The 13,562-nt window shown below is 33.1% G+C and carries 10 protein-coding genes and 1 pseudogene; 3 read left to right on the top strand and 8 right to left on the bottom strand.

The genetic code is table 11. The features are described from left to right. The first annotated feature begins 204 nt into the window (after positions 1-204). The 3 genes from DD829_RS15010 to DD829_RS15000 all read left to right on the top strand — a co-directional run bounded on the left by DD829_RS15010 (position 205) and on the right by DD829_RS15000 (position 3,483). Positions 205-2,502 (top strand): hypothetical protein, encoded by a 2,298-nt coding sequence (locus tag DD829_RS15010; RefSeq protein WP_108411082.1) that lies wholly within the window; start codon positions 205-207, stop codon positions 2,500-2,502. 317 nt (positions 2,503-2,819) lie between these two features. Continuing rightward, positions 2,820-3,122 carry a hypothetical protein gene (locus DD829_RS15005; RefSeq protein ID WP_317047722.1) on the top strand — a complete coding sequence of 101 codons (303 nt, stop codon included), beginning with the start codon at positions 2,820-2,822 and terminating at the stop codon, positions 3,120-3,122. 16 nt (positions 3,123-3,138) lie between these two features. Further along, entirely contained in the window at positions 3,139-3,483 is a 345-nt protein-coding gene (locus DD829_RS15000; protein ID WP_228408213.1) for a helix-turn-helix domain-containing protein, read from the top strand. A gap of 99 nt (positions 3,484-3,582) precedes the next feature. Here DD829_RS15000 and DD829_RS14995 read toward each other — a convergent pair whose 3' ends face one another. The 8 genes and pseudogenes from DD829_RS14995 to hsdR all read right to left on the bottom strand — a co-directional run bounded on the left by DD829_RS14995 (position 3,583) and on the right by hsdR (position 13,529). Next, positions 3,583-4,224 carry a DUF6266 family protein gene (locus DD829_RS14995; RefSeq protein WP_108411083.1) on the bottom strand — a complete coding sequence of 214 codons (642 nt, stop codon included), beginning with the start codon at positions 4,222-4,224 and terminating at the stop codon, positions 3,583-3,585. 373 nt (positions 4,225-4,597) lie between these two features. After that, positions 4,598-5,398, bottom strand: a complete 801-nt coding sequence (locus DD829_RS14985) for a DUF6011 domain-containing protein (RefSeq protein WP_116547890.1) — start codon at positions 5,396-5,398, stop codon at positions 4,598-4,600. Between the two features lie 119 nt (positions 5,399-5,517). Then, positions 5,518-5,820, bottom strand: a pseudogene (locus DD829_RS14980) (protein NO VEIN domain-containing protein); the annotation flags it as partial. A gap of 18 nt (positions 5,821-5,838) precedes the next feature. After that, positions 5,839-6,798 (bottom strand): vWA domain-containing protein, encoded by a 960-nt coding sequence (locus DD829_RS14975; RefSeq protein WP_116547889.1) that lies wholly within the window; start codon positions 6,796-6,798, stop codon positions 5,839-5,841. 36 nt (positions 6,799-6,834) lie between these two features. After that, positions 6,835-7,497 (bottom strand): endonuclease NucS domain-containing protein, encoded by a 663-nt coding sequence (locus tag DD829_RS14970; protein ID WP_108410819.1) that lies wholly within the window; start codon positions 7,495-7,497, stop codon positions 6,835-6,837. 16 nt (positions 7,498-7,513) lie between these two features. Beyond that, positions 7,514-9,640, bottom strand: a complete 2,127-nt coding sequence (locus DD829_RS14965; RefSeq protein ID WP_116547888.1) for a restriction endonuclease subunit S — start codon at positions 9,638-9,640, stop codon at positions 7,514-7,516. Beyond that, complete coding sequence (locus DD829_RS14960) at positions 9,641-11,086, bottom strand: N-6 DNA methylase (protein ID WP_116547887.1); 1,446 nt, start codon at positions 11,084-11,086, stop codon at positions 9,641-9,643. It lies immediately after the preceding gene. Positions 11,087-11,153: 67 nt separating this feature from the next. Beyond that, the gene (gene hsdR / locus DD829_RS14955) at positions 11,154-13,529 is read right to left on the bottom strand and encodes an EcoAI/FtnUII family type I restriction enzme subunit R (RefSeq protein ID WP_108409836.1); all 2,376 of its coding nucleotides are present in this window, start codon (positions 13,527-13,529) and stop codon (positions 11,154-11,156) included. Positions 13,530-13,562: the final 33 nt, after the last annotated feature.

The following is a 13,562-nucleotide window of genomic DNA, read 5'->3' as shown; positions in this document are numbered from 1 at the left end:
AAGCCTTCAAAGATTTTCTATTGAAAAGACGGGCTAAAGCCCGCCTCTATTGATATTACAAATAGTTTTTGATAAAAAATGTCTCCGAGTTCACGTTATAATAAATAAATAATCCCCGAGGCAGAGCCTCGGAGTATTCTCTTAGAATAAATTTTCTTCAAGTGAACTCTTTCTATAATACAATGCGATTAAAAATTAAAAAAAATGAAAAAAACAATTCTATTTTTAGCCTGTTTAGGGGGGCTGGCAATTAAAGGACAAGAAGGAAATGTAGGAATTAATACACCTAATCCTAAAGCCACTTTAGATGTAACAGGTAAACCTGCAGACATCACCCATTTAGATGGTATTATCGCACCCAGATTAACTGGAGATGAACTAAAACTAAAAACGTACACAGCAGATCAAACAGGAGCTATCATTTATGCAACCACAGCAGACTCTTCTCCTGCCGGGCAAACTATTGAAGTAACAAAAGTCGGATATTATTATTTTGATGGCACTAAATGGAAAACATTTACCGTAGAAAGCCAACTAGAAAAAGTTACAGAAAATGGAAAAACTGGGTGGAGAATCCTCGGAAAAGACCCTGCTAAATATTCCGGTACAGGCGTAAATGCAGTTGATTTATCGCATGGAACATCTAGCTTCTACCCTACTACGGGCGCTAGCGGTGAACTTTCTTTTGCAGTAGGAGCAGATGCAATTGCATCGGGAAAAAACTCAATGGCAATAGGGTATCTTGCAAGAGCTTTCCATGATAATTCTATAGCAGTAGGTTCTGTCACTTTTGCTAATGCTCCCAATACTAGTGTTTTTGGGTATAATTCTAATGCTACTGGAGACAATTCTACAGCTCTTGGATTTGCCGCTTATGCAGACGGAAAAAATTCTGTAGCATTAGGGCAAGCATCTAATGCTCACGGAGAACGTTCTTTGGCAGCAATAGGGGGAGAGGCATTTGGACTATCGTCTTTTGCGGTAGGGGAATCAGTAAGAGCAAAAAGTCTAGGAGAAGTTGCCATAGGTTATAACAATACAGATTATATTGTAGGGACAAATGGAGAAACAGTTTGGAATCCTACAGACAGACTCTTTTCTTTAGGAAATGGCCCAGATGGCACTTCTAACAGTAATGCTCTTACCATTTTGAAAAATGGAAATATGGGAGTAGGATTTGATACCCCAACAGAAAAACTAGAAATAAATGGAAAAATAAAAATAGTAGACGGCAGCCAAGCAACAGGTAAAGTTTTAACTTCAGACGCTAATGGAATTGCTACTTGGCAAACCCCTGCCTCTAATTACTGGTCAACAAATGGAAATGCAAGCACCGTAGCTGGAACAAATTTTATAGGAACAACAGACAATGTAGATTTAGTTTTCAAAAGAAATAATGTACAGTCTGGTTTAATAAATACAGTTGAACCACAATTTGAAACTCCTGACTCAGGAAGTACAGCATTTGGTTATAGCACTCTACCTAACGTAGGAAATGGCTATAATTCTGCTTTTGGCTATAAAGCGCTATCTTCTAATACTACAGGATATTCTAATACAGCTTTAGGAAACTTAGCTCTTACAAAAAATACAACAGGACTCGGTAATACTGCTGTCGGAACAGATGCAATGAAAGAGAATACTATAGGAACAGATAATGTAGCAGTAGGGCAAGCTTCTTTAAGAAGTAACACAAGTGGTATTGATAACGTTGCAATAGGAAATGGAGCATTACTTAGTTCAAATTCTGCTAACTATAATACAGCCATAGGTTTCAGCGCATTAAAAGACGCTAAAAATTCAAAAAATACAGCTATGGGATATAGTGCTTTAGGTTTTACAACTTCAGGACAAAATAATATTGCAATTGGGTATAATGCTGGTGTAGTAGGAACAAATGTAGCCGGCTCTTCATTCGATATTAATACCATATCAACAGGAAGCAATAACATTGTAATTGGTATTGATGCAGGGGTAGCAGACGGAACCGCCTCTAATCAACTCAATATAGGAAACTGGATTTATGGCACTAACGGAAATATTGCCATAGGAAAAAGAGGAACACCTCTTCCTGTTCCCACAGAAAAACTACAAGTATATGGTAAAGCTCTTTTTTATGAACAGACTGGAGGTAATAACTCGCTTATTACCATTAATCCTAATGGAGCTGATGCACAAATTGATATAAAAGAAGGCTTTGGAAATACATATTCCTTAATTTCCGGTGTCACTTCAGATACCGTAGGAGGTACATATTTAGGAGGCTTCATGATAAAAAAAGGCACCTCTCCTCAATTTGCCATATTTCCTAATGGAAATATAGTAATAGGCGGTAACCCCAGTTCAAATCCCCAAGAAAAATTACAAGTTTTAGGAAAAATAAAAGCCACAAACATTAATTTTACGGGATTACCCACTTTTGCTAATGATGCCGCAGCCACATCTTTATCAAGTGGAGACATGTATAAAACTGCTACAGGAGAGCTTAGAATAAAATTATAAAACTGTGAGTTATCAAGGAATACTGTTACGATAAAATGTCCATCACAAGTTTAAACTATATTAAAAACCAAATATTTAACTCAATTTTTGACTATCTCTCCTGGATCAACATTATCAATTCACTATAGTTGATAATGTTGATTAAAAAATTACACATCACCTCATTAAAGTACAATCTATAATAATCTATTTTTTTGAAGCATAATTTTAAACATATAAATTTAGGGTACTTAATCAGACAAAGGGTACTTGATTATAATATAACAATCTCCAGAATCTGCCTCTTTTTCAATACTACGGAAACTGAGATTTATGAAATGTACAACTCTGAAAGCCTTGATTCAAAAACGCTATTAAAATGGAGTAAATTACTGAAGTATGATTTTTTCAGACTGTACTCACAACATCTTATTTTGTATTCTCCACCTACTGCCAGAGATCCTGAGTATAAAGATAAAAATATACTCCCACAGTTCAGAAAGAATATCTATACAAAGGAAATCATTGATTTTATTTTGGAAATACTGGAAACCGGATATAAAACCAAAGATCAGATTATGGCTGAGTATGGAATTCCCAAAACAACATTACATAAATGGATCAGTAAATACAAAAAATGACCTCTAAAGAGTATAAATGATGAAAAACGCAGCACAAATAAACTATAAAAAAATTTATCAGGATATTCTTGATATGAAGTTTCCGGAAAAGAAAGAACAATGCCTCTCTGTTTTAAACAAGAAAGAACTTTCCATGCTGGATGTTATAGACCTCAACCAAAAAATATTCGGAAAATCTGATAAGCAGACCAATATATTCAATCAGAGACATCGGTCTTACGACAAATCAGCTATTTTAGAAATTCTGGAATATCAGACGGTAAATAATCTTAATAACTCTGAGCTGGCTAAACACTTTAAAATCAGCCGAAATACAATTACAAAATGGAGAAAAAATCAAGGCAATATCAGGGATTTATAAATTTTTTTTCCTAATTTATACCAGATAGAAAATAATCTGGTAAAGTGGATTTTGGAGATTCTGAAAAAAATCCCCACCCTTTCGGATGGAGATTCAAAATTAAATTAAGGTATACGCCCCGAGATACGCGCTGTTACACGCAAGGGTTTCTTTCACATTCCTGAAAAACACCCAGACCTGAATTTCCTTTCCCGCGTAGGAAGCAGGCATTGTGACATCAGCAGTCAGTGTTCCTCTTTCGGCAACGGATTCGAAAATTTCAAACGTTCCCAGCTCTTCACAATAACACACCGCATTGGCTTTGTCGGCGGTATCTGCGTTTCCCTGTGCGGAATTGTCCTCCCAGCTCAGCGCAATGGTATTTCCGGTTTGCGGAGCAGCAGTAATGTTCTGGAAACCTGCCAAATCGCCTTTCGTGATCAGCACCTTATTGTATACCAGTTCGGGAACATCGCCATTCATCTGTAATGCTTCACTGATCGTGTAGGAAACCGCCATGTTCACCCTTGATTTTGAGCCGCTCCCCGATCCGAAATATTTCGTCTGGATGTTTTTAAGCGGCTGCAGAAAGCTGATCACCATGCTGAATTTGGTCTGCTGAAGAAGCTGTTTATCGGTGGGCTGTTTCGAGCTTGGTTTGGGAATACTTCTGATAATGTCCTGTCCGCGCCAGTTTGCGCCTACAATCGTTCCCACTTTTCCTGAAAATCCTCCAAGGATTCCTTTTGTTATTCGTGCCATTTTGTGCATTTTTATTGGTTAACAGAACGAAGGTATTACAGAATTTTCCAATTTCAGGCACCTGTGAAAAAGATGACCGGTTTTGACTGCTTTTGACCGGTTTTGACCGGTTTGAAAACCCATTTCTTCGGATCATGTTCGGGTCTTCTTCGGATCGGCTTCGGAAAAATGGGATTTTTTCCGAAGGATGACCGAACAACAGCCGAAGGATTTCGGGAGGGTTTTGAGTGGTTTTTGATTGGGGAATGATAATTTAGGTTAAAAAACATGACTGTTTTTCTCATCACAAGAGTAAATCCTGAAACAAAAAATCCTTACTTTTGGATGTAAGGATAATATGAGATAACTGATAAATATTTTTAATGTCTAACTATCAGATGAATTTGGAGTTATAAGAGTTAATCATTTTTTTAGTTTGCCGAAAATAATAATCTCCACGACATACAGGACCAATTCCATAATATATTGATTCCGGAACAGTTAATTCTCTGTTACAAATAGAACAATAGCAGTTTAGTATAGCACCTACATATGAAAATTCACCATCCTTTATCATGTCAAATAAATTGAACTTTAATCTGTTAATAAAATCCTCTTCAAGAAATCCTAACTCATTTATTCTTGCCTGCAAGTATCCATTTCTATCGCAGACTATCATATATGGTTGGTCATTATATTCAAGTCTTTCAAATCCGATAAAAATTTTCCTATACTCATTTTCAATAGAATAACTTTCAATATCATAATCTTCAGATAAATTAACATCTTGTAAATTATTGTGTATTTCGAAATTTTCATTTGGTCTTATTACAATTGGAAGATCATGAATAAAGGACAACATTTTTACACCAAATTTTAATCTTAATTTATTACAAATGGAATGGAGAATAAATCTTAATTGTAGAGTTCTTGAAGTTTCTTCATTTCTTATATTTTTGAATTCATTTACTAAATTTCTTATTTTTCGATGAGAAACTTTTTGTAAAATATTTATTACGTGACCATCTAAAAAGTAAGACTTAAATTCAGATTCAACATCTTCCAACTTTACTTTCTTAAAATAATTATTTGCGAAATAACTTTTTCTCTTTCCTGTAGACGGATTTAGTTTAAGTTGATTTTTTATTTTTTTTAAATCATTAAATGAATTTAATTTTTTCAAACTGTGTTTCATGGTATCACTTGATTCTTAATTATCATTAATAGTTCCCAAATTATAAAAAATAGATCTGTTAATCAATTGATTTCTAATACTTAATTTATAACTGTTTTCTAATTATGGTATCATGGTAACTAAACAATTCGAAAATAGCCTAAGTCAGATTTAATCTTTCTATTTTTAATCGAATACGGTACTATTTTTTTATCAATGATTGCTTGAAATAAGTTCCCAACATTAATTATTTGATTTTCTTTGAAAACTTCTGAAACAAAAATCAATTCATAGTTTTCTTTATGATCTAGAAAAAAGTCCCATTCAGTTTTACTTAGATAAAAACTTTTATCGTTTCCGATCGAACCCTTGCATTCTAAATATTTTAATGATGAACCAGTACCAATTTCAAAGTCAAAAGGCTGATAGCTTTCGGTCACTTCGTTATTCCACTTAAAGTATTATAAGTCTAAAATTTTCTTCAAATAATCATTTACATAGGATTCTGATTGACGACCAATTTTTAGATTCAGTTCGTAATTTTCTAAAATCTCAACTTCATCATTTTGGTCAATTCTTTTTAAATTTGATATCTGGTTAACAACCAATTCGAGTTGTTTTCCAATCAAAGAAATTGCATTAGTATTATCCCCTATTGTTTTTTCAAGTTTTTTAATATAATCATCTGGTGGTGGTAAAGAAATGTCCGGATTTCTTTCTTGAAATGAATTTTGATCTTCGCTACTCGAATCTGTATCATTTTCAATTTTGGGTTCTGAAATCACGCTCAATGACGAACTTATAATATTAGATTTGAGTTCAAATAGCATTGATTCAATATACCTCTTATCATAATTGATTGCCCTCAAATTGACATATTTGCCACCACTCTTATTACAAAGATTTTTACTTTTTAGTTCGGCACTTTCGTCTTGGTCTATTCCGATAATATAAATTGGACATTCTAGATTTGAAGATTTCATGAAATCCAAAATTTTGTCGTCAAAATCTTTTACGTCGTTACTGTCACCATCAGTAATGATAAACATTATTTTCTTTGATAAAACACCGTTTTGTAAGAAATTAGAAAATCGTTTAAATGCTGTGTAAATGGGCGTTCCACCAATTGGGGGAACTTTAATCTCTTTAATTTTTTCAATTGCCTCATTAGTGGATGACCCCGAGTATAGATATCGTGAAACGAATTCATTATATCTATACGTAGAACTTGAGAATCTTATAATGTTAATGAAACTAAAATGTTGAATAGCTGGGAGAATATCTTCAACAAGTATTTTTTTTACCAATTCTATTCTTGGAGAACCATCTGGAAGTAATGTTTTATTCTCATATTCAGGAACACCTTTCATATATCCCATACTTCCAGAGTAGTCAATTAAAATTCTAGCATGAATATCCATTTTCTTAATTTTTATAAGTAGATAGACAAATCTCCGCTAATCTTTCAGGGAAATTTGTTTTAATATTAATTGCTTCCCTTCTTCCAAAGATTTATCATAATCATATACAAACCATTTAAAATGATCTGTTTGAGAAGGAAACATCCCTTTAAAAGTATATTTAATTCGAGGATTTTCTTTTCCGGTAATTAGGTACATTTTGATTTTTGATGCATTCTTAAGGATCTTCTTTTCCAATAAAATCCCTTTGTATCTAAAAAGCTGTTCTATGGCAGATTTCCCACCGTCCCCTATTTTTATTTCCACGATTACATCATTACCTTCTTTGTCTTTACCCATGTAATCGACTCTATCTTTTGTACCTCTTAAAATTTCTTGATTATTGGTACTTGTAACTCCTATTTTTTTCAGAATCTTATTTCTGATAAGATACGCTTCCAGTTCAGCTTCTGAATCAAATTCGTCAGTTGAAGAAAAAATTTGTGTCTTTGTAATCAAAATGTTTGAAGACACTTTTAAATCTTTCGTGAGTTTCGGTGAAGTATAATAACCATTATCTTCAAAGAACTTTTCCAACACTTTAATAGCACCGTCAACCCTTTTTTCATAACCAAACTTTTTCAAAAGGGTTTTAAAAACTATACTTTTACTACCACTTTTGTCAATCATTTCGTCAAAATTCTTGATGAGATCTTCCATAGCTTACTTTTATTAGTTATTTCTTATCAATATATTCCCCAAATCCCACCGGTTCAATTTTCTCTTTTCTAATCCATTCAAGGGTGTGATCTAATACATCAATAAATCTTTTCTTTTTATCATCCCAGGCAAGAAAATCCTGTTTTAAAATTTCATCGGTGAAAAGTTCTTTTCTTATCAATCTATTATTCCATACGGCATACATGGTGGAAATTCTCTCACAGAACTCCCAAGTCTTATCTTGGAATTTATTTAAAAGATTGTTTATACTTTCAGCCTGATCTTTAAACTCCCGATTAAATAAGGATGTTAATTCGTTTGATGCTGATAAAGGAGTGTAAGTGACTTTGGATGTTGCACCAAACTTATCTTTCTTTATTTCGAAAAATCTTAGAGACTTTAATTTTGGTTCTATCACATGTTCCAATTCCCAAGCATGAGGTCCGGCTACATTCTTCTGATATTTTAATTCTGAAGACAATTGACAATGATACTCTACCAGATGAAGCATCTTCTGTAATTTCACACGACCAAAGTCTTTTGAATTCTGAGTACTTAATTTTTTTATGATATAGCCTGCAAGAATTGCCATATCTCCGGTATCACAATTTTTCTGAATATCTTTCGAAACAGAATACATTGGAGAATCTTCTGCAACTAATTTTAGATTTTCATTTTCTACTTCATCCTTTCCTTCAAGTGCCTCTCTTAAAACTTGTTGAAGAAGTTGTTCATTATAATTTTGACTTTCTATTACTGATCTTTCTAAATCATCACAATGTTTCATAAGTTCATTTAACTTTGAAACAATTCTATTCTGAATATCTAATGGTGGAAGAGGGAAAGTTAGAAAATTCACATCATCATTTTTTAAATTTGGTTGCTGACCAATTCCTTTAAATTTACTTTTATAAATATTTAAAATAAAATCAGATTTCATTACAAAGAAAACAAAATCATTATTCAATCTATTATTAACTCTCAGTGCTGCAACTCTTTGATTTAAAAGAGAACGATCATACGAAAGTGGACATTTGCTAATTTTTAATCCCTTTGAAATATAGGGACGAGTTAACGCAAGAATTAAGTCATTATGATAAACCACATTACTTGTGTATTTTTCTAAAAAATCTTTAGGTAAATATTCATCTGTTTCAATAAATTCGTTTACACCAGCATTAGTAATTTTAATACATTTAACACCTTCATTTTTAGCAAAAGAATTACTACTAAAACTAGCACCTGAAACTAAATCAATTAGTTCTCCTAATCTACACCAAGTCCAATTTTCAGGAATTTCAAATGGAATTTCATCATCAGAAATTGGGGGTAAAGGTTTAGATTTTTTAATCTTTTTTTCTTTGATTAATTTCTCTTTTTCAGTTTGAATCTCCAGTAAAAGATCAACGCCGGTTTTTCCATCGGAAGTTTCGTTGTTAACCAATTTACCTTGCATTGCTTCTCGGAGAAATGCTTGACGTAAATTTTTAATAATTTCACTTTGGTTATTTAATTCAATAGAATTTTGATAACTAAGATTATATAAAATGTTTACCCGATTTTTTTTTTCAAAAAACAATTTGTTTGAAAGAATTTCAACTTGTTCCTCTAAGGTACACAAAGGAATTTTTATCTCTTTTAATTTTTCTGCATTTACGTTTGGAATTGCAGCACCACTTTTTAAATCAAATATTTGGTTCCAAAACAAATATGAATTCAAAAACATGTTAATGAAATCAATTTTGGCTTTTTCGTTCAATCTCAATCTTATCAAATAACTCGCATAAACTGATTTTTCTGGACAATCTTTTACAATAAAACTTTTCCCAACTGTTCCTCCAGTTCTAGTGATTAAAATATCATTTTTTTTAAGGAGAAATTTTTTATCATTTTCACAATTACAAAACGGTACGCTATCCCAGTCAACACCATTAGCTTTTATATCGGTAATTCTGACTAATTTATGAGTACCACCGGGCAAAGCCGAAGCAGTGTATCCATATTGTGTAGACTCTAAATAATATTTTAAATTTGTGGTTTGATTAGTTTTGAACAATTCAGCGAAAACAACGGAATTAGATATCTGATTTTCAATATCTGACTTTTCTGTAATAAAGGTTATTGGAAAATATTTAATGTCCATTTAATCGATTGCTTTTCTTATTTTCTGTAAAGAGTTATTAGTTCTGTCTAATGAATCAGAAAACATTTTTATTAATTCATACGAAGTAAACTCTTGTACAGTTTCAGTTCTATGGGGATTTTTAATATCTAAATCATAATTACGATCTTGTAAGATATCAATTGACACCTTCCAGCAAACCTCCGATTCTTTACGGTTATTCCACCATTCTTTAATCGGATCAAACTCAGATTCTTTAATGGGTTTTGTTTTGCTATAAGACTTTTGTCCTTCCGGTAATCGGTGTTCATAGTACCAAACTTCTTTTGTCGCAAAACTTGATGTATCGTTATTATGATGAACTTTATCAAAAAACAACAGATTGGTTGCAACTGTTGCGTAAGGTTGGAAAACAGAATTTGGTAAACGAATAATAGTGTGTAATCTACAATCTTTTAAAAGTTTTTCCCTCACTCTTTGTTTCACACCATCTCCTGTTAAAGATCCGTCCGGTAAAACAATTCCTGCACGTCCACCTACTTTTAATAAATGAATCATCAAAATAAGAAATAGATCTGCAGATTCTTTAGTACGATAGTTTTGAGGGAAATTATTTTCATTATTATTAGCTACAATTCCCCCAAACGGAGGATTTGCTTCGATAACATCCGCACGATCCTTTTCACGATATTCTGATAGAGGTTTATCTAAAGAGTCACGGTAGGTAATATTAGGAATTTCTACATCGTGTAAAATTAAATTGGTGGTTGCGAGTAGATACGGTAATGGTTTATATTCCCACCCGATAATATTATCCTGTAAAGATTTCAAATCATCTAAAGAAGAAACTTTTTTGGAGATATTTTCGATAACCGCAGTTAAATATCCACCCGTTCCGCATGCCGGATCTAAAACCTTTTCTCCTAATTTAGGATCAAGAATATGAGTGATAAATTGTGTAATCGCTCTCGGTGTATAGAACTCTCCGGATTTTCCGGCAGACTGTAAATCTTTTAAAAGACCTTCATAAACATCTCCAAAAGCATGTTTATCTTTTGTATTATTAAAATCAATTTCATTAAGTTTATTTAAAACTTTGCGAATATTGATTCCACTTTTCATATAGTTATTATTACCGTCAAATACTTCGTGAACGATAACGGCACGTTGATTTCCGGTACTTAAATCTAAGTTTCTAAGTGCAGGAAAAAGTTCTCGGTCTATAAAATAAAGTAATTCATCACCGGTCATTCCTTCATCATCAGATGCCCAATTTTCCCATCGGTATTTCTCAGGAATTGGAGATACATAATTCTTATCCATCATTTCCATTTCCTGATCTTTATCACAGAAAACTTTGAAAAACAGCATCCATCCCAATTGTTCCAAACGTTGTGCATCACCGTTTAGCCCGGAATCCTGCCACATGATTTTTCTTATACTTTCTATTACGCCTGTAATACTCATTTATTATTTTTCTAATTTGCAAAAGTACGTTCCTAAGAAATCTACACCAAGATTATAGTAACATAATTTAAGCTATTGAGTAGATTTCATTTTCAAGTTCCTTTATAGCACTGAGATACATTTCTCTCCCGCCAAAAGTTTTTACAATCTCCATTGGCGAGCCAAATTCAGAGATTGGGTTTAGCTTCAATACTTCCATTGATTCGATTGTTTCTACACCTTCATCTGCATACTTATCTACCAACGCAGTTAGGACATTTCTTGCCTGTTCACCATACTTTGCAAAATAATTTCTTTTTTTTACTTCATTTGCACGTTCCTTACGAGTTAATGGTTTTTGATCAAATGCAACGTGACAAATAATATCAAAAAGATCACATTCTTTATTTACTGCCTGCAAAAGTTCTTCAACCATGACACCTTGTTCTGCCAATTCTTGAATAATCGCATCTTTTCTATCGGAATTCTTCCAAAGATTTAAGAACTGATCTAATGAAGAATATTTTTCACTCAGAAGATCTTTAGTATAATCTTTTAAACTCACTGTAATCGGTTTACCTTCTTTATCAAAATATAATTCTCTTGAATTTAGTACAGTGACATCTACACCATTTACGTAGACTTTTGACGGTTTTGTTTTCTTTTCTGTAAATGGATCTGGATATTCTGGTTTAGGGTCATTTACTTGATCAATACTTCCTTTTTCGTCAGTTTGGAATTCGTCCGGAATATCATTATCGAAATCATCGTTTGCCGGAGTATTTTCATCAATAATTTTTATTCTTACCGGATCACCATCAAAATTAGGATCAGCAAATAAATCTGTCACATTTCTAAAATCCATAATCGTAAAATATAACTTACCAAATTCTTCATTCACTCTGGTTCCACGCCCGACAATTTGTTTAAATTTCGTCATTGATCCGATTTCGGTATCTAAGGCGATCAGTTTACAAGTTTGGGCATCTACGCCTGTAGTCATTAATTCAGATGTTGTGGCGATTACCGGATAAGTCTGTTCCGGATCAATGAAATTATCCAATTCTCTTTTTCCTTCATCATTGTCTCCGGTAATTCTCATAACATACTTATGATTTTGCAATACAAGATCGGAGTTTAGATTTGCAATTGCGGACCTCATTCTCTCAGCATGATCTATATCTCTACAAAAGACAATTGTTTTATTAAATCTGCTTGTATTTTGAAGGAACTCGGTTACTTTTTTTGCGACTGCCCAAGTTCTGTTATCTATAACTAAATTTCGGTCAAAATCTTTTCTATTGTAAATCCTATCTTCAACAAGATTGCCATCTTTATCTCTTTTATCTTTTTCAGGTCTCCAACCTTCCACATCTACATCTAAGGTCACTCTAACAACTTGGTAAGGTGCTAGAAACCCATCTTCAATCCCTTGTTTCAAACTGTAAGTGTAGATTGGATCACCAAAATATTCTGAATTACTTACAGTTTCAGTTTCTTTCGGAGTTGCAGTCAGACCTATTTGTGTCGCAGATTTAAAGTGCTTTAGAACTTCTCGCCATGCTGAATCTTCCTTCGCACTTCCTCTATGACACTCATCTATCACAATTAAATCAAAAAAATCTTCACTGAACTGTTTGAAAATGTTCTTCTCATCCTCATTACCGGTTAGACCTTGGTAGATTGCTAAGTATATTTCATAGGATTTGTCCACTTGCCTTTTTTGAACAATGGTCATTTTATCCCGAAAATGTTTGAAATCCCCTCTTTTGGTCTGATCAATTAGCGAGTTTCTATCCGCAAGAAATAAAATTCTCTTTTTGGTTCTTGATTTCCATAGTCTATGAACAATTTGAAAAGCAGTGTAAGTTTTACCGGTTCCGGTAGCCATCACCAACAATATTCTGTTTTGACCTTTAGCTATGGCTTCAAGTGTTAGATTTACTGCATTCTGTTGATAATACCTCGGAGATCTGCCGGAACCATCAAAAAAATAGTCTTGTTCAACAATAGATTTTGAATCGTCTTCATTAAGACCTTTAAATTTCAAGTATTTACTCCATAATTGTTCTGGTGAAGGGAAATCATCTAATTCAATTTCGGTTTCAACGTTCGTAGAATTAGTTTTATCATGGAATAAAAAACGATCTCCATTGGTTGAAAATACAAATGGTAATTGAAGGATGTCCGAATATTCCAATCCCTGTTGCATTCCTGCACCAACTTCATGATTATTTTCTTTTACCTCAATAATCCCTATCGGTATATTGGGTTTGTAATATAAAATATAATCTGCCCTCTTTTTTTTGCCACGAGTAGATAATTTGCCACGAACGATGATTCTACCATCTGTAAAGTTAACTTCTTCCCGAAACTGTTTCATTTTATCCCAGCCTGCTTTTTCTAACGCCGGAGTTATAAATTTTGTACAAATATCTCTTTCCGAAAATAGTTTTTTACTCATTGTAACTAATTAAGTTGATTTGGATCATGATTA

It is taken from the genome of Chryseobacterium sp. HMWF035 (assembly GCF_003094695.1).
Taxonomy (GTDB): Bacteria; Bacteroidota; Bacteroidia; order Flavobacteriales; family Weeksellaceae; genus Chryseobacterium; species Chryseobacterium gambrini.
Note: the sequence above shows the minus strand (reverse complement) of the source record. Positions and strands in the feature narration are given on the sequence as shown.

What these genes read in the sequence shown, in the direction of transcription:
- DD829_RS15010 (WP_108411082.1), top strand. Translation starts at nt 205, where the DNA reads ATGAAAAAAACAATTCTATTTTTAGCCTGTTTAGGGGGGCTGGCAATT.
- DD829_RS15005 (WP_317047722.1), top strand. Translation starts at nt 2,820, where the DNA reads ATGTACAACTCTGAAAGCCTTGATTCAAAAACGCTATTAAAATGGAGT.
- DD829_RS15000 (WP_228408213.1), top strand. Translation starts at nt 3,139, where the DNA reads ATGATGAAAAACGCAGCACAAATAAACTATAAAAAAATTTATCAGGAT.
- DD829_RS14995 (WP_108411083.1), bottom strand. Translation starts at nt 4,224, where the DNA reads ATGGCACGAATAACAAAAGGAATCCTTGGAGGATTTTCAGGAAAAGTG.
- DD829_RS14985 (WP_116547890.1), bottom strand. Translation starts at nt 5,398, where the DNA reads ATGAAACACAGTTTGAAAAAATTAAATTCATTTAATGATTTAAAAAAA.
- DD829_RS14975 (WP_116547889.1), bottom strand. Translation starts at nt 6,798, where the DNA reads ATGGATATTCATGCTAGAATTTTAATTGACTACTCTGGAAGTATGGGA.
- DD829_RS14970 (WP_108410819.1), bottom strand. Translation starts at nt 7,497, where the DNA reads ATGGAAGATCTCATCAAGAATTTTGACGAAATGATTGACAAAAGTGGT.
- DD829_RS14965 (WP_116547888.1), bottom strand. Translation starts at nt 9,640, where the DNA reads ATGGACATTAAATATTTTCCAATAACCTTTATTACAGAAAAGTCAGAT.
- DD829_RS14960 (WP_116547887.1), bottom strand. Translation starts at nt 11,086, where the DNA reads ATGAGTATTACAGGCGTAATAGAAAGTATAAGAAAAATCATGTGGCAG.
- hsdR (WP_108409836.1), bottom strand. Translation starts at nt 13,529, where the DNA reads ATGAGTAAAAAACTATTTTCGGAAAGAGATATTTGTACAAAATTTATA.